Origin of the sequence: Vibrio chemaguriensis, from assembly GCF_012275705.1 — a bacterium.
Classification (GTDB): Bacteria; Pseudomonadota; Gammaproteobacteria; order Enterobacterales; family Vibrionaceae; genus Vibrio; species Vibrio diabolicus.
This window is the reverse complement of the sequence record NZ_SHOE01000002.1, coordinates 382007-407498: the sequence shown is the minus strand read 5'-3', so window position 1 is coordinate 407498 and position 25492 is coordinate 382007. Positions and strand designations below refer to the sequence as shown.

Here is a 25492-nt window from a genome sequence, read left to right as displayed (position 1 = left end):
AATTATGCCCAGAGCGGTTACGTGAACAAAAGGATCTGAACTATGAGCTCTCTACGAAGAAAATGGATTAGTGACCCAGCTTTTAAAGTGTTCAAAAAAGTATTGCCACCTCTCTCTAGCACCGAGAAAGAGGCGATGGAAGCGGGTAGTGTGTGGTGGGATGCCGAACTATTTTCAGGCAAGCCTAACTTCACTACATTGCACCATTATCCAACGCCGACACTGACAGCAAAAGAGCAGTCATTTATGGATAATGAGCTTGAAACCCTGCTAGAAATGCTTGATGACCAGAAGATTGTCAAAGAAGACAGGGATTTACCGCCTGAAGTATGGGAGTACTTACGTAAAGAGCGATTTTTCTCACTGATCATTTCAAAAGCGTATGGTGGTCGTGAATTTTCCGCTTTAGCGAACTCAACCATTGTTTCTCGTATTGCGACTCGTAGCATCAGCACCGCTGTCTCGGTAATGGTACCGAACTCTCTTGGTCCAGGTGAGCTTTTATCGCACTATGGCACGCAAGAGCAAAAAGATTACTGGTTGCCTCGTCTTGCTGATGGTACCGACATTCCTTGTTTTGCATTAACAGGGCCCGAAGCGGGATCTGACGCCGGTGGTATACCAGATCAAGGCGTAGTTTGTTATGGCACTCACGAAGGCAAAGAAGTGCTTGGCGTGCGAGTTAGCTGGAATAAACGCTACATCACACTTGCGCCAGTGGCGACAGTGCTCGGATTAGCATTTAAGCTACAGGATCCAGAAGGGCTACTTGGTGATAAGAAAGAGGTTGGAATCACATGTGCGCTGATCCCCGCTGACCATGAAGGTGTCGAGATAGGCGAGCGCCATGATCCTCTGGGTTCTGCATTCATGAATGGTCCGACTCGTGGTGAAGATGTCTTCATCCCTATGGACTGGTTGATCGGTGGCGCTGATTACGCAGGTAAAGGTTGGCGTATGCTGGTGGAGTGTCTTTCTGCTGGTCGTGGTATCTCTCTCCCAGCGCTTGGCACAGCGATTGGCCACCTTACTACACGTACAACCGGTGCTTATGCTTACGTGCGTAAACAGTTTGGTATGTCGATCGGTAAGTTTGAAGGTGTCGCAGAAGCAATGGGGCGCATTGGTGGTCTTACTTACCTACTAGAAGCGACACGTACGCTGACGACGACTTCTCTCGATATGAAAGAAAAACCTGGGATCGTAACCGCGATTGCCAAGTACCACATGACGGAAATCGCGCGTACTATTCTAAATGATTCGTTTGATATCCATGCGGGTCGTGCGATTCAAGATGGCCCAATGAACTATCTTGCTAAACATTATCTCGGTATTCCAGTTGCGATCACTGTTGAAGGCGCGAATATTCTGACTCGTAACCTGATGATTTTTGGTCAAGGTGCGACTCGTTGTCACCCATATGTACTGAAAGAAATGGAAGCCGCGGCGAATCCAGATTCTGAACAAGGGGCGAAAGAATTTGACAACTTGCTCTTTAAACACATCAAACATGCGGTAGGCAATACATTTGGTGCATTTGGCGCGGCGCTAACTGGTTCTCGGTTTGTAAAAGCGCACATGAGTGGCCCAACACAGCAATACTACAAAGAAATCACAAGATTAAGCCGAGCGCTTGCTGTTAGTGCTGACTTCGCGATGTTAACACTAGGCGGTGATTTGAAGCGTAAAGAAATGATTTCTGCACGTCTGGGTGATGGCTTAAGTTATCTATATATGGCGTCTGCCGCACTGAAAAAGTATGAAGATGAAGGACGTCAACAAGGCGATCTAGATTTTGTCCACTACGCCGTTCAACATTGTTTGTATAACGCATCTAAGTCATTAAATGAGGCTTATACCAACTTCCCTGTGAAATACGTTGGCGGTGTGCTGAAAGGGTTATTGTTCCCACTTGGCAATCATTTCAATAAGCCAAGCGATGAACTGTGTGTGAATCTGGCGGAAGCGATGATGACGCCAGGAGCACAACGTGATCGACTCACGCATCTTTGCTACATCGGAAAATCCGACGACGACAGCGTAGGCTTAATGGAGAATGCCTTCCTCGCAATGTACGAAATCAAACCATTAGAGCGTAAGCTTATGAAGGCGGCGAAGGATGGGAAAGTGGCTCGTAAAGGTCTGCTACACGACCGTCTGCAGCAAGCATTTGAAGCAGGCGTGTTAACTGAGCAAGAAATTGACCAAATCATGGCGGCAGACAAATTGCGTTACAAGGCGATTCAAGTTGACCACTTTAGTCATGACTTTTCTGAAGTACGAACCGATTGCCCAAAAAAGTCGCATTTGAACCCGGCGGCATAGTAAACCGTTAATACTACGAAAAGCACCTCAATGAGGTGCTTTTTTGTGTTCTTGCTGAGTGGATGTTGGGATAGTGCTCCAACCACTTGCCTTTTCAGAGCATTTTTACAGAAATTAGATGCGAAATCCCGACGAAACTTTTATCCTAACAAGGTTTTTTAAAGGAAGTTGAATATGATCATCAAACCTAGAATTCGTGGATTTATCTGTACTACAACGCACCCTGTTGGTTGTGAAGCTAACGTAAAAGAACAAATTGCGTACACTAAAGCGCAAGGCCCAATCAAAAACGCACCTAAGCGCGTTCTTGTTGTCGGTGCATCAAGTGGCTACGGTCTATCTTCTCGTATCGCTGCGGCATTTGGTGGCGGTGCATCAACTATCGGTGTTTTCTTCGAAAAAGAAGGTACTGAGAAGAAACCAGGTACGGCAGGCTTCTACAATGCAGCTGCTTTTGAAAAGCTAGCGCGTGAAGAAGGCCTGTACGCAAAAAGCCTAAACGGCGACGCTTTCTCAAATGAAGCGAAACAGAAAACTATCGAACTGATCAAAGAAGATTTAGGTCAGATCGATATGGTGGTTTACTCACTGGCTTCCCCAGTACGTAAAATGCCAGAAACTGGCGAGCTAGTTCGTTCAGCGCTTAAGCCTATTGGTGAAACTTACACATCAACTGCCGTTGATACCAACAAAGATGTGATCATCGAAGCAAGTGTTGAGCCTGCAACAGAAGAAGAAATCAAAGACACAGTAACCGTTATGGGCGGTGAAGACTGGGAACTTTGGATTAATGCACTGTCTGATGCTGGTGTTCTTGCTGAAGGCTGTAAGACAGTCGCGTACAGCTACATTGGTACTGAGCTAACTTGGCCAATCTACTGGGATGGCGCACTAGGTAAAGCGAAAATGGACCTAGATCGTGCGGCGAAAGCGCTAAACGACAAGTTAGCAGCGACAGGCGGCAGTGCAAATGTTGCTGTACTTAAATCTGTTGTAACTCAGGCAAGTTCCGCAATTCCTGTTATGCCACTGTACATTGCAATGGTATTCAAGAAAATGCGCGAAGAAGGCGTACACGAAGGCTGTATGGAACAAATCTACCGTATGTTCAGCCAACGTCTGTACAAAGAAGATGGTAGCGCAGCAGAAGTGGATGAGATGAACCGTCTACGTCTGGATGACTGGGAACTTCGTGACGACATTCAGCAGCACTGTCGTGAGCTATGGCCTCAAATTACGACTGAGAACCTAAAAGAACTGACTGACTACGTAGAGTACAAAGAAGAGTTCTTGAAACTACTTGGTTTCGGTGTTGAAGGCGTAGATTACGAAGCGGATGTAAATCCAGCGGTTGAAGCTGATTTTATCCAAATCTAATCGAATGACTGATTAGACAACCGATATACAAAAGGCGCTCATTGAGCGCCTTTTTTGCTTTCATCAGTCAAAGTTATTAACTTAATATTATCAGGATTGTACCTGCCAACGTCATCAGAATATTGGCAATCGCATAGGTACCCGCATAGCCAAGAGCTGGGATGGTGGATTTAGCGTAGTCGTTGACGACATCCATAGCTGGGGCACAAGTTCGGGCACCAATAATGGCACCGAAGAGCAGGGCACGGTTCATCTTGAGTATGTGTGCGCCCACTAAATAGGCCAATACCACAGGCACAACACTAACAATGAATGCTAAACCAATCACTTTTGGACCAACTTGAGTCAAGTGTTCGAACATCTTTCCGCCTGCACTTAGACCTATTCCCACCATAAAGAACATCAAACCCAAATCTTTGACCATATTCAGCGCCCCCTGCGGGACATAGCCGAAAGTAGGGTGATTTGCTCGTAAGAAACCAAGTGTAATACCAGATAACAAAAGACCTACCGCGTTACCCAAGCTGAACGAAACCTGGCCGAATGTCATCGTGATGAGGCCAAACAGAATACCCAAAATAAAGAAGCTGCAAAAAGCGAGTAAATCGGCCATTTGACTGTGGATCGAGATGAAACCGATTTTTTCCGCGAGTCCATGTACTCGGCTTTTCTCGCCGCTCACCTGAAGGACGTCACCTTTAGCGAGCACAATGTCTAAGTCCATCGGCATTTCTATTTGCGCACGTACCACGCGGTTTAAGAAACAGCCAAACTCAGATAAGTTTAAATCAGATAAACGCTTGCCTGCGATAGCGTCACTTTTTACGACAATTTCTTCTTCAACGATGCGCAAATCAAGCAAGTTACGATCAAATACTTCTTTTCCGTTGCGGAAGCTAGGATCCAAGCGAGCATGGCTATCAGGGAAGCCAACCAGTGCAATTTCATCACCCTCTTGCAAAATGGCATCACCATCTGGATGGGCGAGAATACCATTGCGGCGGATTCGTTCAATGTAACAGCCAGTTTGACGATAAATACCCAGTTCACGCAAGTTCTTGCCGTCAGTCCAGTCAATCAATTCTGGGCCGACTCGGTAAGCACGAATAATCGGTAAGTACACTTTTCTTTGGCTTGAATTTCCAAGGCCACGTTCTTGAGCAATTTGCTGCGCAGAATCAGACAGGTTCTGCTTCTGCAGTTTTGGCAACAGCTTCGCGAACATGATCATGCTAATTAAGCCCACCAGATAAGCCATCGCGTAACCTACAGATAGATTTTCTAATACCAAAGAAAAATCCATATTGCGCGGTATAGTAGCAAGGCCGGAGTTTAGAGCGTCTTGTGCACCAACCAGTACTGGTGTTGCTGTCAACGCGCCAGCCATCATACCGGCTGACAAGCCAAAATCGAGGCCGAAATAGTGGCTCAAGCCATACGTTAAGCTGACTGCGGACACGAGAACGGTCATACTTAAAATAAAGTAATGCTTACCATCTCTGAAGAATATGCCAAAAAAGTTTGGTCCAGCTTCAATGCCAACGCAATAGATAAACAGCATGAAGCCAATGGTTAATGCTTCTGCATTGAATGAGAAGCCAAGGTGACCCATTACCAACGAGGTAATTAGAACGCCTATGGAGTTGCCTAGTTGTAATTTGCCAAATCGGATTTTTCCGATGGCAAGGCCAATGGCTAATACGACGAAGATTAGAAGGATAGGGTTTTGCTCAAGAAGGTATACGACGTCTATGTTCACTGTGTGGCTCGGTAAAGTGTGTGCCAAAAAGATTAAGAATTGCGAATTGTAACTAAATATAGCAAAAAGATAAGTGAATTTTTTTAGGTTTTACCATTAGTTGACGTAAGGTAATAACCAACTGAAAAATAATAAAAAAGCCGCATGAAGCGGCTTTCTTAAAAACGGTCTTTATTACTCGTCAAATAGACCTAGGTGCTCTTTCGCGTATGCTTCGAACTCGTCGCAGCCACCGATGTGCTCTTGGTCGATAAAGATTTGAGGAACAGTTTCAACTGGCTTACCAACTGTTTTCTCAAGATCTGCTTTAGAAATACCTTCAGCATGGATATCAACGTAACGGTAGTTGAAGTCGTCACGCTTCGCTTTTAGCGTTTCTGCGTGTTCTTTTGCACGAACACAGAAAGGACATGCAGGGCGACCAAAGATAACAACGAACATAATCTTATTTCTCCTAAATCTATTCTTTTTTGAAAGCGTACAAAACATAGCGGCTGAGTGCGCTCTCTTTTGTTGCAGTAACTATGCCCGATCCAGATACGGAAATAAAGCGGCAATTACCTCTTGGTTCTATAGGTGAAATCTATCGAATAAAAACTAAACGCGCTCCCTTATTCTATGGCTCTAAAGTATGTGAAGTGACGCATAAAAAACATACATTTTAAGGGGTTAATGATGGCAAGGTGGAATTGGTCAATTTTTTTTATTCAAAAACATAGCAATCTAATCTGGCTATACGCAAATGACTTCAACTCTTACATAAGTGTTAAATTAGAGGGCAAGAGGTTATTTGGGTATATTATTTTGGGAGGATGTGTATGTTTCAGTTTATGACTGCAACAAGGATTATATTTGGTGAAGGTGCACTTCAGTCTTCATTATCCGTTATCAACCAATTTGGCTACAGTGTTTTGCTGGTAACTGGGAAGGACACCCAACGAGCCACGCCCATCATTAACTACCTTAAAGCTCAAAATATGCGTTACCAACACGTAGCAATCAATGGCGAACCTTATATCACAATGGTAGAAGAGACCGCGGTACTCGGTAGAAAATTCCAGCCTGATATGGTGATTGCTATTGGCGGTGGCAGTGTCATCGATATGGGTAAAGCCCTAGCCGCTATTATTCCTAATCAAGGCAATGTTTACGATTACGTCGAAGTGGTAGGAAGAAACGTACCATTAAAGGCAAAACCTCTTCATTTTATTGCAATTCCTACGACAGCAAGCACGGGCTCAGAGGTGACTCGAAATGCGGTGTTGAAGTCTGGACAAGATAAAGTGAAAGTGAGTCTTCGAAGCCCTGATATGCTGGCAGACGTTGCCATTGTGGATCCGACGCTCACTTATGGAACCGATCAATACACATCCGGGCGTGGCGCGATGGATGCGTTCACTCATTTGATGGAAGCGTATGTGTGTGGTGAGCCAAACCCTCTTACAGATATGGTGTGCGAAGAGGGACTTCGTCGTTTAAGCCGTTCAGTGATTGCTGCTTGTAAGCAAGATAATCATAAGGCTCGCTCGGATTTATCATTCGCTGCGTTGCTCGGTGGCATGGCCATTACTAATGCCAAATTAGGTGCTGCGCATGGGCTTGCGTCGGCGTTAGGAGGTAAGTTAGATGCTCCCCACAGCGTGATCACGGCGCGTCTTGCACCGCACGTGATGCAGGAAAATATTAACGCCGCGAAGTTCGCTGGTAGGAATGATGTGATAAATCGTTATCGTAAACTTGCCCAACTGGTTACCGATCGTGCGAACGCGAATGAGCACGATGGGGTTCTTTGGGTAAATATGGTGTTAGATAAGTTAGCGTTGCCGTTACTTGGCCAATTCGGAGTATGCCAAACTTCTTTTGAACAAGTGGCGAACGATGCGCTTAAGTCGATGGCGATCAAAGGCAACCCGCTACCCCTTAATCAGGAACGTTTGATATACATATTGCAGCAAGTCTGTGATTGCAGTGGAGAGTGTGTGGCAGAGAGCACACAACACGTGAGCTCTGTAGAAGTGCTTGAATCAAGAACGGACTTATCGAGTGTGAACGACTTGGGTTGATGTATTGATCTAAAGCACATTGAAAAAAGGGGAGCGTAGAGCTCCCCTTTATTAAATCTTTCACTAAACAGCAGGACTTAGTACTGACTTAGCTTGTCATAGCGACTGTCTTTCAACGCATCTTTTACGCGTTTTAGGTTCTCACGGAAACCTGTACCACGGCGAAGTGTGAAGCCAGTTGCGAGTACATCAATCACCGTCATCTGTACAACTCGACTCGCCATTGGCATATAGACGTCGGTATCTTCAGGAATATCAAGCGTAATAGCGAGTGAACTTGCCTTTTCTAGCGGTGAGTCCTTTGCTGTAATCGCAATGACCGTCGCGCCGTTTTCACGAGCAAGGTTTGCTATTTCGACCTGACTCTTCGTTCGACCTGTGTGAGAAATAAGAACCACAACATCATTATCACTGCAGTTAATACAACTCATGCGCTGCATGACAATGTCTTCAAAACAAGTAATTGGAATGTTAAAGCGAATAAACTTGTTTTGTGCGTCTCGGGCTACAGAAGATGAAGCACCAAGGCCAAAGAATGAAATGCGCTTCGCTTGCGTTAGCAAATCGACCGCACGGTTCACTTGCATTGGATCTAGGCTGTTTTTCGCGACATCTAAACACGCCATGGTCGATTCAAAAATCTTATGGGTGTACGCGTCTGGGCCATCGTCTTCTTCCACGTTACGGTTAACGTAAGGGGTACCGTTGGCTAGGCTCTGTGCCAAGTGAAGCTTAAAATCTGGAAAGCCCTTGGTGTCCAGACGACGACAGAAGCGGTTTACAGTGGGCTCACTAACATCAGCCATTTTAGCCAACGTTGCAATGCTTGAATGAATTGCAGTTTGTGGAGACGCCATAATTACTTCCGCAACTTTGCGCTCTGACTTACTGAAATTCTCCAGGTTTTTTTGAATTTTTTCTAATGTATTCATAGTGTTCACGAGGGTATAGAGAACAACTCGCTGGCTCTGTTAACGAAAGGAAACACGAAGATTCCAGAGTAGAGTGGGGCGTTAACGAAAACAACCAGCGCCATAGAATCAGTATAAACCTGATCTTCAATCAGTCTAAACCAATAACGGATACTATTTAGTGAGAATTTGACAGGCCTCAAACAAAATGTTGTAAAAACTACAGAATTGGATGTGTAATCGATGTTTTGTTGCGCCAGTCGCACGAGAATGATGTTTGAGTTACATCAAAACGAAAAAAAATTTCAAATTGATGTAACTCTTTCGGGTCATTAAGACGATTGGATATTAGTGACCACCTGCTGAATTCTTTCCATCAAATTTGGTGCTTGCTTGGCGATTTCACGCTGTTCATCAAGCACCGAACTCAAAATCTCTTTGGTCGTCAGCGGATTAGCCAAAACCACTCGGAACACAATCGTGTTCATGCGCTGCCATTGGTCTGGGTTCAGTCTTGTACGTGAAACAAACGATTTGCCCGTTTCGCGCTGACGCTTTTGAATAAACTGTGTTAATTCATTAATCAGTTCATTCAGTTGTTCTTTTTGTGAACCTTCCGCTTTTGCTAATGCCTCACGGATGAATGGCGGCAAGTAGCGGTATGTGAGCAGACAAAGCTCTGGTTCAGAAACCAACTCGAAATCATCTTGCTGCTTGATTAAATCCGCAAAGTAGCGAGCTTTTTCAATGCTTTGGTCTATCAGCAGCTCATAGCCAGGGCGGCTGATGATGTGCATTGCGGCATAGACCAACATTGCCATGCCTGAACGAGAGCCTTCTAATGTATGACTGCCTAGGTCTTTTGAGCCTTTACGCAAGATATATTGAGCGTGATGCTCTATGGATTTCATTGCGTCAGGGTCTTTGAACAGAACCATACCAGCGCCCATCGGGATGTAGAGTTGCTTGTGCGCATCAATGGTTACTGAGTCTGCCATTTCCACACCGTTAAGAAGGTGACGGTGGTGATTAGACATAAGTGTTGCGCCACCCCATGCGGCATCCACATGAAAATGACAACCGTGAGCTTGGCAGACTTCTGCGATTTCAGGTAGCGGGTCGACATTACCTGTCTCTGTTGTACCAGCTACACCAATAACAGCAATAGGCTTGATGTTTTTTTTCTCTAGTTCAACAATTTTCGCTTTAAGGTCGTCGACAATAATACGGTTGTTGGCGTCCGTTTTAACCGCAACCAAGCCTTCTTGACCTAAACCTAGTACATCGGCTGCTTTCTTAAGGGAGTAGTGACCACGCTCAGACACCAATACCGCTAAGCCATCGTAGCCATAATGCTTCATGGCTTTAAATAGGCCTTCTTTCTCAACGCCTTTAAATGAACCATTGGCTCTTAACGCCTTGTTACGTGCTACCCAAAGTGCAGTGATATTGGCAATGGTACCGCCGGAGCAAAATGCGCCCAATGAGTGGTTTGCGCTATGCATCCACTGATCGTAAAACGTATCGCTCTGACCATAGATCAAGCGATGTAGCATGCCCAAAACTTGACGTTCAAGCGGGGTAAAGGCTTTAGAAGTCTCTATCTTTACCAGGTTTTGGTTTAAGGCGATCATGATCTTTGACAGTGGCATCAAGAAATAAGGCAGCGCCGATGTCATATGACCAATGAAGCTTGGTGAAGAAGTGTGAACGGAGTGCGACACCAAAGTGTCGAGTAAGTGTTCTGTATGATCTGACACGAACTCTGGCTGCTCAGGAATCTGAGCAGAAGAAAAGTCTTTTTCGATTTCGCGTAAAGGCTTTTCTTCTGCCACGATGTGTTCACGAAGAAATTGATTTAGATTTCGCGAGAGGCTCTCGTCAATTTTGGTTAACGTTGAGTCAGGACCTTCTGGGACAGTGAAGATCTTTAGCAAGCTCTCAAAGCTAACGTCAGCGGTTTTTTGTTCCTTAACCATAGCAAAGAATCTTTGTAGTTATTTTGGTAATGCGAGCGGCACAATCTAAACTAAAACGGGCGCAAAGTCCCGTTTTAATTGTTGAAACCCATGTTGCTGAAATGAAAATTTTAGGTGAAGGCTACAATCTTCGCATTAAAAAATCGTTGATTTTAATGTGTTAAAACACTCGGCGTTTTCGAGCATCCTCAACGATTAATTAATCACACTTCTGCTTTTCAATCTTCTCTATTGACTGATTGTACTTATTAAGCGCGGTATCAATTTGTTGTGGATGGCTAAGCAGGTCGGCGAATGCTGAACGGAGTTCGTAGTTTTTTGGATGGTTAGTCGATTGACGGTCACTAAACGTTTGTTTTGCGACTTCACCTAACTTATCACTTCGGCTTGCTAGCTGCTTAACGTCGTGTTGTTCCAATTTTAGCCATGCTTCGATTGGCTGTTCTGTTGCAACACGGCTAGGATCGTTCTCTAGAAAATAGTGAACCGCTTCACGGTTTAATTCAAAGTGATGTTTACGGCCGTCCAAGAACCACTGGCTAACTTCTTTTAGATCTGGATACTGGGTAACCGTCAAATCGACAAGATCTTGATACCACTGTAGTGAGGCATCAACATAGCCGTCGTATTTGCTTGCAAGACATTGTTGATCTGCGGCAAACGTAAAAGTTGAGCTTGTAGCGAGGAGCGCTGCAACGACAAAGCGTTTCATTCTTCTTCCTTCTGGTTGTTATCCCTTTATTAACGCAAGGCACATAAGTTGATGTTTCACCCTTCTTTCTCTTTAGTCGTGATAAATCATTGGGCTAATTGACAAAAAGAAAGCGGATTATTGCCAAAATCTTGATCACTTTGACGTTAACTGGGTATTTGAATTTTTGCCGTATTGTAATGGATGTTAAAGCGAAAACCTGAGATCTAGCTAGCAAGTGATACAAAGAAAAGCATCATAACTGGTACCAGTAAACTCAAAATAAACCCACTAACGATGGCAACTGGGACACAACGCACACCACCTGTAGTCTGAATAACAGGTAGGGTAAAGTCCATTGCTGTTGCCCCTGCATAACCAATTGCTGTGCACGGATAGCTACGAATAAAGAGAGGAATGGCTACCAGCGCGACCAGCTCTCTCATCAATTCGATCAGGAAAGATGCCCCCCCAAACACGGGGCCAAAAGCGTCTCCCATCAAAATTCCTGCGAGTGAATACCAGCCAAAGCCTGAAGCCATCGCGAGGGCTTGATAGATAGGAAGGTCCAAAAGTATCGCTGCAATAACGCCACCAAGCATACATGTTGCGATCACAACTGCCGCAATGGCCATACCCTGTTTATTTAATAGAATTTGGCGAAGAGTAAGACCACTATTGCGAAGCTGAATACCAATAAAAAATAGGAGCAGGAAGAGTATCCATTCGCTCGCTGTATCCACCCAACTTAAATCGATGGGTAACAGCAGACCAACTACTAGCCCGCCACCAACGACAACAATCAGCTTTACTGATTCTAAAGCCATCGAGGATAGCGGCAGCTTCTTTTGATTCTGATTGGTCTGGAGAGGAATAATCCTATCGATAATAGGCAGCGCCAACAGATTACAGGTACTTAAACATAAAAAGAAAGTACTCGCATAGAGGAGAATACTTTGTAAGTTGCTACTTAAGTTATCGAGCGCTGCTAGGCTAAGTCCCATCAACGACAAAATGACGTAAATAAGGTAGGACGTTGATTGATTGATCTTCTCCAGTAACGAGGCTCGAGATATAGGAATTAGATACCCCACAACAAGTGGAGCGAAAATAAATAGCATCCCTGAGAACATAAAGCTCTATGATTCCTTTTTTGAGATAATACCAACACACATAAATCAAATTATTTATCGGTTGAAATTAGAGAGATATTTTACCAAATACCAAACGCTGCTCAGCCTTGAGCGAATCGTTTATCGCGAATTAGATGTGAGAAAACGATAAATTACAAGCCGCTAGCACTTAGCACTGCACGTATTTGGTCATTGAAGTCAGTATCACTCATATTGCTGAGTTCATACAAGACCTCTGCACCTGTTAAGTTGAATTCAACTTCGTGTTCATCAATGCGTTCATCATGATTGCGGAACATCAATAGGTGATGCGCGATTCTTGCAATGTCTAAATAACTCACTTCCGGCCGCGTTTGCTCGTACTTCTCGTTTGAGGAGACCTCTCTAAAGTCATTGTCAAATCCCCAGCGCTCGAGCACCAGTTTGCTTGTTGCTGAACAACGAGTTTGGAAGATTTGCAACGCAATTTCAGGATCTAGGTAATTGCCTCTATCTAAGTACAGGTGGTACTCGTTGATTAGACAAAACAAACCGATATCGGCTAGCAGACCAACCAGCAATGCTTTTTCTTGCTCCAAGTGCCCATAAGTACCTGGCTCGTGTTTACGAAACGCTTGAACCAATATCACCATGACGGCACCGAGTTCTCGGGATACCGCTGCACTTTTCACCAAGATAGCATTACATTCTTTGGTTAAATTTACTGAATGTTTAAGTTGTTCAATAGCTTGTGCGGTAACAATATCACGCACGCGCAGTATACCAAGGCGAGATACCGCGGTGGTTAAGTCGTTGCAGGTAATGTTTCTGCGATTGAAAATTACAGAGTTTGCTACTCGCAGAACGACCGCCGCCAAGCCGGGATCTTCTAACAAACAGTTAGCAACATCTGAAATAGTGGTGTGTTCTTCGACACATAACTGCTGAATTTTAAGCACGACATCAGGAATAGGGGGTAATGAAATCTTACCCGTTGAGATGGACTGTTCTACCAGCTGAGCAAACTCGGATTCCAGTGCGTTTATAAGCTTATCTTTATTATTTGGCAGCCAAAAAAATGATAAATGTTCCATTGTGACGCTGTACTTGAGATCTTTCGTACAGTGTACCCTTACAGCGTATTCTTTATCAATTAAATGCGTATCACGTGCTCGTAATTGCCAGCGAGATCATAATGATGGCGTGTTTTGGGCATGCCGTGCGTCAAAAAAATATCACCACATGAATAATAAGTGTGAAACTAATCACGTATGCTGAATATATACTTTTTTATATGTGACCTATGTCCTAACTTATTTTTCAACGTTAAGTATGATTAAGCAAGTTGGTGAGCACAACTCACAAAAATATCGCCAACAAATCGACATTTATAATTCGCTATAAGCTGCTGTTTATCTGGTGACATCGCTAATCGGGGTAATTTATTCAGATTAAAGAGGTCAATGGACATGACAGACCAAGCTTTTTTTAAATATGTACGCAACTTTAGTGAGTATCAAAAACGTTCTATGTTCGGTGGTATCGGTTTATTCACCGATGATGCTATGTTTGCGCTTGTCAGCAATGATTGCTGCTACTTACGTGGTGGTAATGGATTGGACGAAGTGTTTACTCAACTGAATTGCGAAAAATATAAGCACGTCAAAAAACAGACGACGGCAACCGTAAATTATTATGACGTAACAGATTTGTTTGAATCCGGATATGCAGGACTCGATGAACTGGTACAAAAATCAATTGAATACTCAATTAAGGAACGAAAATATCAAAAGTCTTCTGCCAGTAGACGTTTGAGAGATCTGCCAAATATGCAGTTAACTCTTGAGCGAATGGTCAAGAAAGCAGGTGTTGATGACGTAGAAACCTTTTTAGAACTTGGACCTGTAAAAGTCTTCAACAAAGTTAAAGTGGCTTATGGCAATGACGTTGATGTTAAGTTGCTTTGGAAATTCGCTGGTGCAACTGACGGTGTTCATTGGAAACTGATTCAAGAGCCGCGTAAAAAGCAGTTATTGGCGCTGTGTGAGTAAGCAAGCTGAACGCACGATGATTGACTCGTTTTGATGGAGTTAGCGGGTCGTAAAGGCAAGTGTTGAAAGCGGAAAAAGGACATTGAAGTTTTTGACCACTTCATTGAGTTAGTCATTAGATTAGACAAAAAGCCGAGGCATGGGCCTCGGTTTTTGTTTTTTAATTTGCTCTTTTATTAAAGCAAAAATCTTAAAACTTAAAACGCGTAGTGAACATTACCTGATCACCATAAAAGTCGTTGATACGCGCTTCAGCACCTAGAGAGAAAAGCTCAGTTGAGTGGAAACGAGCGTATGCTGCACCGGTCCAGTCGTCATCGTTATCAATAGAAACGTAGCCGACTTTGCCGCCTACCTCTAATTGAGGACCTAACCATTGACGAACACCTAAGTTCAGTTCCATACCTACGTCAGTGCTGCTATCGCTTGAAGGTTGTACAACGCGCATTAGCATTTCACCTGTAAGGTCAGCCCAGTTGTTTAGTGGCGAATGAAAGCCAAAACCAGCGGCTGAGTCAAAATCACTTTCAAACTCAGAGTCGATACGAGCAATAACATGTGCGTTAGGGTGAATTGATTTGCTGAATCCAGCACCAAATGTCACAGGACTTGCGCCAATACGTGCTTCGAAATAGTCGTAGCTAAAGTTGCTCATAGTTGCTGGCGCATTGCGGTCGTTTGCGGCTAGGGCATGGCTTGATGCCACTAGTAAGGCAGCGGCTAATAGTGTTTTACGCATAACTAACGATAAACCTTGTTCATTATTTCCATGGATTCAAGCAACCACTTGAACCGTAATCTGATTTGTCCGACATCATAATAAAAAGGAAGGTCCACGACCAACAAAAATGTGTCGATGTTTTGTCAATTAACTTAATAGTTAGTTGGTTTAAGCAAAAACTACGCCATATACATAACGTCTAAGAGCATCAATCGGATAAATAGTGATGCTTTTCCATACTCGCGCTATTGCGCGAAATAACGTGGATCAGCTGGCTTTGGTGACATTCAAGCTAGAGCCACGCATATTACTCGCCGAAGCTTGCTCTGCGTTCAGCCATGGCATTGAGGATCGCCTCAGAATCAAGGACTTGAGTCCAAGATAATAAGTTATCATCATTTGCAATCATAAAAGCAGTAAGCTGAGACACGATTGCTTTTCTCAACTCTTCACCTCTCCATGGTTTGGCTATGTAATAGTCCAGACTTGCGTTATTGACGGCCTCAACGGTGTCTTCTAAGCCGGCTTGTCCTGTAAGTAAGACTTTGCGGGCCGCTTTTGTGTCACCATTTTGACTGAGTTCGATTAAGAAGCTAATCCCAGTTTGCTCCGGCATAATGTGGTCGCATAAAATGAGCGCAAGCTGAACTTCCTCTTCCGCCATCTCCTCGATCACTTGCCTTGCTTCAGTGACTGATTCCGCTCCCTCGACAATAAAATGTTCCTCAAAGGGAGCGAGATCCTGGAGCACGCTATCCAAGACTTCTCGTTCGTCATCGACACATAAAATTAAATACTTGGTCATATTTCATCTCCTTTTTCGATGACTGGTAACCAGACTGTCATTCGTGTGAACTTGTCGAGCTCTGATTCGACGTCAATCCATCCCTTATGTGCTGTCACGATTTGCTGGCAGATGGACAGCCCAATGCCTAAACCAAAGTTGCCTTCTTTTTTCGTCGTGAAGTTGAGCTCGAAAATGGCATCTCTTTGCGATTCAGGAATGCCACACCCATTATCTTCAAACGAGATAACGGCGTAATGTGTATGATCTTTTTCTGCAAGACGTGTTTGTATTTTTAAAACGCCTTTTTCCGGAAATGCATCAATGGCGTTAGAGACCAAATTCGTCCATACCTGTTGGAGTGCGATTGGTTGACAAAGGATAGGAGGTAAATCCGCATAATCAGTGGAAACCTGATGCATTTTTAGTTTGTTTTCGAAGATCACCAAGGTATCTTCAATACCTTCATGAATATCAGCATAGTGCTGGGTCTCATCATCTGAGCGTGCGTAACCTTTAAGGCTTTTCACCATATCTGCAATTCGCGCAGCACAGACGTTAATCGAGCGAAGAGTGGAACCTGCTTTGTGGTATTGCTCAAGAGTATCTAGAACATGAGAAGACACTTGCTGTTTTTTCGTTAGTTGAGTGAGTAACTCGTGATCTGACTCTAGCCCAAGGTTCACCACTTTCTTTGCCAATGTTCGATCTGGAAGGGCATGATTAAGTGCTTTAACGCGTGATCTGAGCTCTGCGGTTGAAGCGGGTTTTGCGGTTTGAGCTTTGCTCAGTAACTCAATGCCTTTGGTTTGTATATCGGAACTGGGTATTTCGTTAAGTAATCGTTCTAGCGTATGCGTTAAATTTTCTACTCCCCTCAATATCGCTGCTATCGGATTATTTAGTTCATGCGCCACGCCCGCAACCAACTGGCCAAGCATCGCCATTTTTTCTCTTTCAATGAGTTGCTGGTGGGCAGACTCCAGCGATTCGAGCGTTTTTTGAAGTTGCAGCTTGGTGTTGATGCTTCTTTGTAACCGGCGGTTGAAGTGGCGTAAGAGCAAGTTTGTAAAAAGAGGCAGCAAGTTTGAGTCACTTTGCATCACTTTATTGAATACGTTGCGATCGAGTTTGATGACCTTTGTCTTTGTCAGCGTTAGGGCTGTCGAGAAAGAACATTCTCCAGTAACAAACGACATGCCTCCGACAATATTACCTTTGTTATGGCGTACAACCTCTCGTTGCATGCCTTGCTCATCGCGCTTGTACAGAGCCACTTCACCATCGGTGATAAACCACAAGAAGCTATTTGGCTCGCCTTCTACGGTTAATAAGTGTTCAGTTGAATAGGTGCGGCACGCTCTTGTTTCGTCATTATCTTTGAAAAATTGCTGGAGAGCGGAGATCACTTGCTCGGCTAACTCAGCATCAGACATCGAGTGGTAGTCGTGTAAAAAGCCCGCTTGATAATGGCTCATCTGATTATTGATGTGCGCTCGCAACAAGCTGTGATGATCCAATATCTGACTGTAACTTAGCAGGTCTTCTTTGCCATTTCGCAATATAAATTGGGTCAGCTCTTTTTGCACTGTGTTAAATAAGACGTGATCTGGCAAAGGTTTAGTGAGGCAGTGGTCGAGCCTGCCCTCATTAACGGCAGTGAGAATTGCCTCTATATCAGACGAGCAGCTAATAAGAATTTTTCTTGCTTGCTCGGTATGCGGCATCCGGTCTAAACCAATAAGAAAATCCACGCCATTAAAATGAGCGTGATGGCTCGCTATAACTAAAGCAACAGTCTGCTCTCTTTCTTCCAGATACTCTAAAGCGCTTTGAGCCTCTTCTATCGATTCGACAGAAAAAATATCAAACTTACTTGAGAAGGCAGACAGCTCCAATCGAAACTGTTCAGCACTGATTGGGTTGTTGTCGAGACACAACACAGCATAACGATTCACAGATGTTTTAGCTCCGGTTAAAACTTCGCCACGCAAACTTTAACAATAAAAGGACATGATGAGTGGGAGCCAAGTATGATTCCTGATTAATGGACTAGAATAAGCATCAATAGTCTGATTTGTCTCAATGTTTTCTCCGCAGAAGGTTTGGGGTAGACTGACCGAAAATACCTAATAAGTGACGTTATGCAAAATCTTAAAAAAATCGGCGCCATTGGTGGTGCTATCTCATTAGCGCTGTGTTGGCCATTGGCTGTCGGACAAATTGGTCAGTCCATCATTGAAGATGGTATTACCAATATGAATGATGAAATGATTAAAGGCGAAGTGGTCGAGTATCAACGTGGCTATTTGTCTTCAGTCGTGCTGACTCGTTATTCAGTTGTTGATCCTGAGCTTAAAACGCAGCTAGAGCGTGATGGTATGCCAACGACGTTTGACGTAACCAGTGATGTTAGCCACGGTCTAACAAGCCTAACAGCAGATTCAAAATTGGTGGACAATGACTTTTTGCCTCTCACGATGCATAGTCAGACTCAACTAAATGGCAATACGGCATTTATCCTCGACCTAGACAGTTGGCATTATCGTAACGAAGCGCAAGGTGTTTCTGTTTCTACAAGCCCTGCAAAAGTGACAGGGGATGTGACGGTATTGGGTGATCTCAATTACCAAGTTTCTGTTCCTTCTGTTCAAGTGGATTTTGAAAACGGTGAAGAGCTTCATCTGAATGCATTGACAGGGCAGGGTAAAGGTAAGCAAGCAAAAGGCTATTGGCTGGGTGAGCAATCTTTTTCTCTAGAGAAGCTGGATGTGGTTGATTCGAACTTAACGCCTGTCTTTTTGATTGAGAATGCAAGTTACCGCGGCAACACTACGATGAATGAGTCTGGTGATAAGCTGAACAGTCAGCTGAACCTAGATGCTAAGAAACTGCGTTTAACTGATGGTACGGATGTCGATAACTTTAAGTTGGATTTCTCAATTGCAGATGTGGATAGCCAGTCATTTGACCAAATTATGTCTATCTATCAAAGCTCTCCAATGTTAGACGAGCAGGAAATTGCGAGCTTATTGCCGCATGTTGACACGCTGTTTAGCAAAGGTTTTGATTTATCAGTGAATGAGCTTTCACTTGCATTTGGTGACGGTAAATTCCATAACGAGTGGCAATTATCCATTCCTGAAGGTACTGACCACATTACTCAAGACCCAATGAAGTTGATGACGGCGACTACTGGTGAGCTCAGCACTTACTTCTCTGACGAATTAGTGACGCACTACCCATTTATTCAAGAAGGAATTGATGAGCTGCTCATCATGGAGTTGATCGAGAAAGTAGAGGGCGGTTATCAATTAAAAGCAGAAATTGGTGAAGGCAAATTGAAGTTCGAAAATGGGCATGAGTTCCCATTGGTGGCTCTACTTATGCCTGCTTTGATGCCACAACAGTAATTCGTGTTGTTGCGAATTTGTTCCAATTCAACGCTTAGTCTTTAAAAAGAGGTCGTAAGACCTCTTTTCTTGTTTTTATCACTGCGAAAACGTGATATTAATTTCGTAATATTTACATAGCAGGAGCAATGAGCATCATGGAACAAAATACGGACAACGTATTTAACTTCAGTGCAGGGCCAGCAGGTCTGCCTAAAGCAGTTATGCAGCAAGCACAACAGGAACTAATCGATTGGCAAGGTCTTGGCACTTCGGTCATGGAAATCAGCCACCGAAGCAAAGAGTTCATCAAAGTTGCAGAAGAAGCCGAGCAGGATTTACGTGATCTTCTGAATATTCCGGACAACTATAAAGTACTGTTCTGCCAAGGTGGTGCTCGTGCTCAGTTTGCTGCTGTTCCTCTAAACTTACTTGGTGATGCCGATACGGCAACTTACATCGATGGTGGTTATTGGGCTGAAAGCGCGGTAGCTGAAGCGAAAAAATACTGCGAACCAGACGTGTTTGATGCAAAAACAGAAATCAACGGGAAAGTCGCGGTTCTACCTGCAAACGAATGGAAAATTGCTCCAGAAGCGGCTTACGTGCATTTTTGTCCAAATGAAACCATTGACGGTATCGAGATTAACGATCTTCCTGTCACCGACAAACCAATCGTTGCTGACATGTCTTCGACGATTCTTTCTCGTGAGATTGATGTATCGAAATACGGTGTGATTTATGCGGGCGCTCAGAAAAACATTGGTCCTTCAGGCATTGCTATCGCTATCGTGCGCGACGACTTGTTAGGTATGGCGAAGCAGGTACTGCCAAGTATCTTGGATTACACTGTTCTGGCTGAGAAAGAATCAATGTTCAACACGCCACCAACCTTTGCATGGTACCTGTCTGGCCTAGTTTTTAAATGGTTAAAGGCGCAGGGTGGGGTAAAAGCGATCGAGCAAGTGAACCGCGATAAAGCCGCACTACTGTATGATTACATCGATCAGTCTGATTTCTACCGTAATGGCGTGCACTCAGCAAACCGTTCTTTGATGAATGTGCCATTCCAACTTGCGAAACCTGAACTGGATGCGACGTTCCTTGAATTAGCAGATGCCAAAGGGCTGAAATCACTAAAAGGGCACCGAGCCGTTGGTGGTATGCGAGCTTCCATTTATAACGCCATGCCGCTAGAAGGTGTACAAGCGTTAGTCGATTTTATGCAAGAGTTTGAGAAAAACTACGCATAAAATCAAATTCACTGTTATTCATGAAAGCGTCGCAATTGCGGCGCTTTTGTTTATCTCAACTCACATCACTCCAGGAAGGTAAAATGACCAAGGCGAATATTGAAGCGCTGATCAAGCAGTTCCCACTCTTGGCGCCACTTATCGATCTTAAGGAGGTTTGCTGGTTTAACCCAAACATAACCTCTTTAGCAGAAGGTTTGCCCTATGTGAGGCTAGATGAGAAAGATATTCAAGCTGCGAGTGAACGGCTAGCACGATTTGCGCCTTATTTGATGAAAGCGTTTCCCGAAACGGAAGCTTCGCATGGCATCATTGAGTCTTCTGTGGTGGATGTTCCCAAGATGAAATTGCGTTTGGAGCAGCAATACGACACGCCAATATTGGGCCGTTTAATGCTCAAAAAAGACAGTCATCTGCCAATTTCTGGTTCTATCAAAGCGAGAGGTGGCATTTATGAAGTGCTCACCCATGTAGAAAAGTTGGCGTTTGAAGCTGGCTTACTCTGCGAAACCGATGATTACAGCAAATTGTTCAGCAATGAGTTTCGGCAGTTTTTTAAGCAGTACAGTATTGCGGTTGGGTCAACGGGTAACCTCGGTATGTCCATTGGCATCATGAGTGCAAAGCTTGGTTTTTCAGTCTCAGTTCACATGTCTTCTGATGCGCGGGAGTGGAAGAAAAATAAGCTCCGGTCACATGGCGTCAAAGTGGTGGAGTACCAGCAAGACTATGGTGTTGCCGTTGAGCAAGGTCGTAAAGAAGCTGAGCAAGATCCTAATTGCTTCTTTATTGATGATGAAAACTCGCAGACGTTGTTTCTAGGTTACTCTGTTGCGGGTGAGCGTCTTAAGCAGCAGTTTGATGACTTGGGAATCGTGGTTGATGAGCATCATCCGCTGTTTGTTTATCTACCCTGTGGTGTTGGCGGTGGGCCTGGTGGCGTGGCATTTGGTTTGAAAGTCGCGTTTGGTGATCATGTTCATTGTATTTTCGCAGAGCCAACACACTCTCCGTGCATGTTGTTGGGCGTGCATACCGGCTTGCATGACGAGATTGCGGTACAAGATTTGGGTATCGACAACATAACTGCCGCTGATGGTTTGGCAGTAGGGCGTGCGTCGGGATTTGTCGGTAGAGCGATGGAAAGGCTAATTGATGGCTTTTACACCATTGATGATGCTCGTATGTATCACCACTTGGGTGAGTTAAGTGAACTCGAAGGCATTAACCTAGAGCCTTCTGCATTAGCTGGTATGGTTGGGGCAGTGCACGTCTCGAATAACCATGCTTATCAGTCTCGAATGCAATTTGACGAAGAAAAACTCAGAAGCGCAACGCATCTTGTTTGGGCAACAGGTGGAGGCATGATTCCGGAAGATGAAATGGCGGCTTATCTCAAAAAATCAGGTCGGTAAATGAGCTCTGTATACGTACTTAACTAGGCAATTAACAATACAGGAATAACAAAAGGGCTCATCGTTTGATGAGCCCTTCTCGTCACTGAAAATCGAATTATAGAGACTGTAATAGCTGGTAGTAACGCCCTTTTTGAGCGAGTAGCGTTGGATGGTCGCCTTGTTCGATGATCTCACCTTGTTCCATCAAACAGATGCTATCCATACTTTCTAGCTCTATCAGTCGGTGTGTAATGAATACTACTGTCTTATTAGCAAAGTGTTCATTGAAAAGCGCCATCACTTTCTGTTCCGTACGCTTATCGAGACCTTCAGTTGGTTCATCCAAGAGTAGGATTGGCGCATCACGTAGCAATGCGCGAGCGATACCGATTCGGCGTTTCTCTCCACCAGATAACTGACGACCACCGTCGCCTAACCAAGCATCTAGCCCTGGAGCCTCAAGAAGGCCACCAAGTTCGACTTTTTGAAGAATCTCAGACAGTCGCTCATCACTTGCTTCTGGAGCGGCCATAAGTAAGTTGTCACGCAGTGTTCCATTCAGTACATCAACGCGTTGACTTACCACTGTCATTGCTTCTCGCAGGTCAGACTCGCTCCAATCTTGCAGCTTTGTACCACCGATTCGAACTTCACCTTGGTTTACATCCCAGTAGCGACAAAGAAGCTGAATCAGTGTTGATTTACCTGAACCTGTTTGACCTACAATCGCTGTTTTAGTGCCCAACGGTAGTGAGAGTGACAAGTCTTTCAGCACCTTTTGCTGACCGTCAGGGTAAGTGAAGTCAATGTTGTCGAATTCAATGTCTAACGTTGTGCCTTTATGTTTCGATTGCTCAGGGAAGACAACGTCCGGTTCAGCCAAAATTACTTCATTTAAACGACGAGCAGAAGTCAACGTTTGCCCCAGGTACTGGAACGCGCCCGCAATAGGCATCAATATTTCAAAACTTGCCATCGTTGCAAATGCAAACAACGCAATCCAAGGATCAGGAGCACGACCTCCTACGCCGTCTGCAGCAAACCAAAGCATCACAACCAGTGTAAGACCGTTCACAAGCATAAGCAGGCCTGAAGCCATGCCCGTTAAATTCGCGTTCACAAACTGATTAGACAAAAGCTGCTTTTGCTTCTCTAGAATGAGATTGCGATAACGCTCTTCTGCTCCAAAGATACTCAGTTCGCTGTAGCCTTGAAGCCAGTCCAGAGTCGCCACTCGCAATTGCGCTTTATGATGAGTGAGATTCTCGCCATTGTTTTTACCCAGTTTATAGAACAGCACCGGCCATACAAACAACATGACGGTAAGAATCGAACCAAGCAGCAGGGCGAGATGCCAGTCAAAAAATGCCAGGACAGCCGTTAAACTTAGTATCCCAAAAATACCAATCACGACAGGGCTGATAAGTCGAAGATAAACGTGATCCATCGCATCTACGTCCGCCACTAGGCGGTTGAGCAGATCAGCATCACGCATCGTAGAGACACGACCCGGAATCAGTGGTGCAAGTTTCTTAAAGAAGAAGATACGTAGATCGGTAAGCAGTTTGAACGTTGCATTGTGGCTAACGACACGTTCTCCCCATCGACCTGCGGTTCGAGCCATTGCAGCGCCGCGTACCCCAGCACCTGGTAACATGTAGTTGAAGGTCTCACGAGCTACCGTCAAGCCTGCCACCGCAGCGGCTGAAATAAACCAACCCGATAGCGTTAATAAGCCAATAGATGCAGCTAAGGTCAGAAATGCCAATAGCATACCTAGCGAAAGACCAAACCAATGTTTCTTATAGAGTTTTAGATAAGGGAGTAAATCACGCATCTAAGTTCCCCTTGTCTGTTTCACGTTGTGCGAGGTTCGCTTCCAACATGTCTTTAAATAAGCCATCTTCTGTCGACAGTGTGTCGTAATCACCACATTGAACAATCTGGCCGTCCTGCATAACAAGAATTTGCGATACGCTTTGTAAAGGTGCCAACTGGTGAGTAATTATCAAATTCGTTGTGGCATGTGCGTACTTGTTAATGCCTTCCATGACGAGTTTTTCACTACGAGCATCTAAGCTTGCGGTCGGTTCATCTAATAACCAAAAACGACCATTTTGTAGCATAGCGCGAGCCAACGCTAAACGCTGGGCTTGACCGACAGATAAACCACCAGAGCGGTCAGATATCGGGTAATCCAACCCATGCATTTCAACAAATTCAGCAGCATGAGAGTCATTCAAAACAGAATGAACGTCTGCATCTTGAATGTTGTGTTTGCCTAACGTGACGTTATCTCGAATGCTGCCATGTAATAGCATTGGGTTTTGACCAATCCAGCTTACGGCCTCTCGCCATGTGGCTAGATCCAGTTGTGACAATTCACAACCATTAATCTTCAAGCTACCTTGATAAGGCATGAAACCGAGGATGGTGTTTACCAAGCTTGTTTTACCTGCACCACTTGGTCCAACTAAAGCCGTACTTTTGTTGGCTTCAAGAGAGAAGGATAGGGGACCTGCGAGCTGCTTACCTTCCGGACTAAAAATGGTTAACTCGTCTGCTTCAATATGGATGGGACTACTCTTATCTAACGCTTGGGTGCCATCTTTGATTTGATCGACTTCCAAATCTAGAAACTCGACAATACTTTCTGCTGCGCCAACCGCTTGCTGTTTCGCATGGTAGAACGTGCCCAAATCACGTAATGGCTGATAAAACTCTGGCGCAAAAATCAGAATGAACAAGCCAGCAAACAGCGTAACACCTGTGCCGTAGTAGCCGAAATCGAGCTCTCCGATATAACTAAAGCCAAAGTAGACGGCGGTAATTGCGATAGAAATGGAAGTGAAAAACTCTAAAACCGCAGAAGATAGAAACGCGATTTTCAGAACGTCCATGGTACGAGTACGAAAGACTTCCGAAGCACCCTTCAGAGTTTCAGTTTCAGATTTTGTTCTATCGAATAAGCGAATGGTCGTCATTGCTTGCAAGCGGTCATAAAAGTGACCGGACAAACGCTGCATCGCTTTAAAGTTTTTGCGGTTTGCTTCTGCGGCTTTCATCCCAACCAGTGCCATGAAAATAGGCACCAGTGGTGCAGTGACTAGGAAGATCAAGCCTGCCGCCCAGTTTACTGGGAATACGACAACCAAAATAATGAAAGGCACTAGTACCGATAATGACATCTGAGGCAAGTAGCGAGAGAAGAAATCTTGCATATCTTCTACCTGCTCTAAGATGAGCGTCGCCCAGCTGCCGGCAGGTTTGCCTTTGATGTAAGCTGGCCCAAGTTTATGAACTTTATCTAAAATGAGTTGGCGAATATAAACTCGAATTTGCTCACCGCAACGGTAACCGGCAAGCTCTCGACCCCAGGTACAAGCAGCTCGACCGATAACCGTGCCACCAAGCCCAACAAAATGCCAAATGAGGTCGGCTTTGTCGACTTGGTCAATGATTAACTGGTGCAGAATGGAGGCGAGCAGGGCTGCTTGAGCCAATAAAAACACGCTTGAAAGTACGCCTAGGCCTATCGCAATCATAAGCCAGCGCTTGGCTAACTTACTTTGTTGCTTCAGCCACTTATTCAAGCTGCTTTGCTTTTTCTTATCCATCGTGAAGGCTTAATGATAATTGTTTTAATGAGGCGGTAGTATACAAAAGAAAACCCAGCG

The 25492-nt window shown here is 44.5% G+C and carries 19 protein-coding genes; 7 read left to right on the top strand and 12 right to left on the bottom strand.

Translation table 11 applies throughout. The features are described from left to right. Positions 1-42: 42 nt before the first annotated feature. Positions 43-2325: an acyl-CoA dehydrogenase gene (locus EX191_RS04085; RefSeq protein WP_182036726.1), complete on the top strand. Its 2283-nt coding sequence runs from the start codon at positions 43-45 to the stop codon at positions 2323-2325. A 174-nt stretch (positions 2326-2499) separates the two neighbouring features. Beyond that, positions 2500-3702 carry an enoyl-ACP reductase FabV gene (fabV, locus tag EX191_RS04080; RefSeq protein WP_193447180.1) on the top strand — a complete coding sequence of 401 codons (1203 nt, stop codon included), beginning with the start codon at positions 2500-2502 and terminating at the stop codon, positions 3700-3702. Positions 3703-3778: 76 nt separating this feature from the next. Here fabV and EX191_RS04075 read toward each other — a convergent pair whose 3' ends face one another. Both EX191_RS04075 and EX191_RS04070 read right to left on the bottom strand, forming a co-directional pair. Further along, on the bottom strand, positions 3779-5461 hold the full coding sequence (locus EX191_RS04075; RefSeq protein WP_006742623.1) for an aspartate:alanine antiporter: 1683 nt from the start codon (positions 5459-5461) through the stop codon (positions 3779-3781). Positions 5462-5635: 174 nt separating this feature from the next. Continuing rightward, a complete protein-coding gene (locus EX191_RS04070; protein WP_005378026.1) occupies positions 5636-5902 on the bottom strand; it encodes a GrxA family glutaredoxin in 267 nt (88 codons plus the stop codon). Between the two features lie 377 nt (positions 5903-6279). On the opposite strand from EX191_RS04070, the gene EX191_RS04065 reads away from it, so the two are divergent. Continuing rightward, positions 6280-7524 (top strand): iron-containing alcohol dehydrogenase, encoded by a 1245-nt coding sequence (locus tag EX191_RS04065; protein WP_182036727.1) that lies wholly within the window; start codon positions 6280-6282, stop codon positions 7522-7524. A 77-nt stretch (positions 7525-7601) separates the two neighbouring features. Here the strand turns inward: EX191_RS04065 and EX191_RS04060 are convergent, their stop codons facing one another. From EX191_RS04060 to EX191_RS04040, 5 genes are all read right to left on the bottom strand, one after another. After that, the gene (locus EX191_RS04060) at positions 7602-8456 is read right to left on the bottom strand and encodes a MurR/RpiR family transcriptional regulator (RefSeq protein WP_005378021.1); all 855 of its coding nucleotides are present in this window, start codon (positions 8454-8456) and stop codon (positions 7602-7604) included. A 311-nt stretch (positions 8457-8767) separates the two neighbouring features. After that, positions 8768-10414 (bottom strand): pyridoxal-dependent aspartate 1-decarboxylase PanP, encoded by a 1647-nt coding sequence (panP, locus tag EX191_RS04055; protein ID WP_182036728.1) that lies wholly within the window; start codon positions 10412-10414, stop codon positions 8768-8770. Between the two features lie 199 nt (positions 10415-10613). Continuing rightward, positions 10614-11126, bottom strand: a complete 513-nt coding sequence (locus EX191_RS04050; RefSeq protein WP_012841922.1) for a hypothetical protein — start codon at positions 11124-11126, stop codon at positions 10614-10616. A 206-nt stretch (positions 11127-11332) separates the two neighbouring features. Continuing rightward, complete coding sequence (locus tag EX191_RS04045; RefSeq protein ID WP_047008634.1) at positions 11333-12238, bottom strand: LysO family transporter; 906 nt, start codon at positions 12236-12238, stop codon at positions 11333-11335. A gap of 152 nt (positions 12239-12390) precedes the next feature. Then, complete coding sequence (locus EX191_RS04040; protein WP_005393212.1) at positions 12391-13311, bottom strand: HDOD domain-containing protein; 921 nt, start codon at positions 13309-13311, stop codon at positions 12391-12393. A gap of 369 nt (positions 13312-13680) precedes the next feature. On the opposite strand from EX191_RS04040, the gene EX191_RS04035 reads away from it, so the two are divergent. Continuing rightward, the gene (locus EX191_RS04035; protein WP_005393210.1) at positions 13681-14268 is read left to right on the top strand and encodes a TfoX/Sxy family DNA transformation protein; all 588 of its coding nucleotides are present in this window, start codon (positions 13681-13683) and stop codon (positions 14266-14268) included. Positions 14269-14458: 190 nt separating this feature from the next. Here the strand turns inward: EX191_RS04035 and EX191_RS04030 are convergent, their stop codons facing one another. From EX191_RS04030 to EX191_RS04020, 3 genes are all read right to left on the bottom strand, one after another. Beyond that, on the bottom strand, positions 14459-15007 hold the full coding sequence (locus tag EX191_RS04030) for a hypothetical protein (protein WP_005393208.1): 549 nt from the start codon (positions 15005-15007) through the stop codon (positions 14459-14461). A 289-nt stretch (positions 15008-15296) separates the two neighbouring features. Beyond that, a complete protein-coding gene (locus tag EX191_RS04025; RefSeq protein ID WP_012841921.1) occupies positions 15297-15794 on the bottom strand; it encodes a response regulator in 498 nt (165 codons plus the stop codon). Next, positions 15791-17731 carry an ATP-binding protein gene (locus tag EX191_RS04020; protein ID WP_182036729.1) on the bottom strand — a complete coding sequence of 647 codons (1941 nt, stop codon included), beginning with the start codon at positions 17729-17731 and terminating at the stop codon, positions 15791-15793. Before EX191_RS04020 ends, EX191_RS04025 begins: the two co-directional genes overlap by 4 nt. Positions 17732-17917: 186 nt before the next feature. On the opposite strand from EX191_RS04020, the gene EX191_RS04015 reads away from it, so the two are divergent. From EX191_RS04015 to EX191_RS04005, 3 genes are all read left to right on the top strand, one after another. Then, the gene (locus tag EX191_RS04015) at positions 17918-19186 is read left to right on the top strand and encodes a DUF945 family protein (RefSeq protein WP_182036730.1); all 1269 of its coding nucleotides are present in this window, start codon (positions 17918-17920) and stop codon (positions 19184-19186) included. 137 nt (positions 19187-19323) lie between these two features. Further along, complete coding sequence (gene serC / locus EX191_RS04010) at positions 19324-20418, top strand: 3-phosphoserine/phosphohydroxythreonine transaminase (RefSeq protein ID WP_182036731.1); 1095 nt, start codon at positions 19324-19326, stop codon at positions 20416-20418. Between the two features lie 83 nt (positions 20419-20501). Then, complete coding sequence (locus EX191_RS04005; RefSeq protein ID WP_193447179.1) at positions 20502-21833, top strand: D-serine ammonia-lyase; 1332 nt, start codon at positions 20502-20504, stop codon at positions 21831-21833. Between the two features lie 97 nt (positions 21834-21930). On the opposite strand, the gene cydC is transcribed toward EX191_RS04005, so the two are convergent. Beyond that, positions 21931-23652 (bottom strand): heme ABC transporter ATP-binding protein/permease CydC, encoded by a 1722-nt coding sequence (gene cydC, locus EX191_RS04000; RefSeq protein ID WP_182036733.1) that lies wholly within the window; start codon positions 23650-23652, stop codon positions 21931-21933. After that, on the bottom strand, positions 23645-25432 hold the full coding sequence (gene cydD, locus EX191_RS03995) for a heme ABC transporter permease/ATP-binding protein CydD (RefSeq protein ID WP_193447178.1): 1788 nt from the start codon (positions 25430-25432) through the stop codon (positions 23645-23647). The genes cydC and cydD overlap by 8 nt, the downstream gene beginning before the upstream one ends. Positions 25433-25492: the final 60 nt, after the last annotated feature.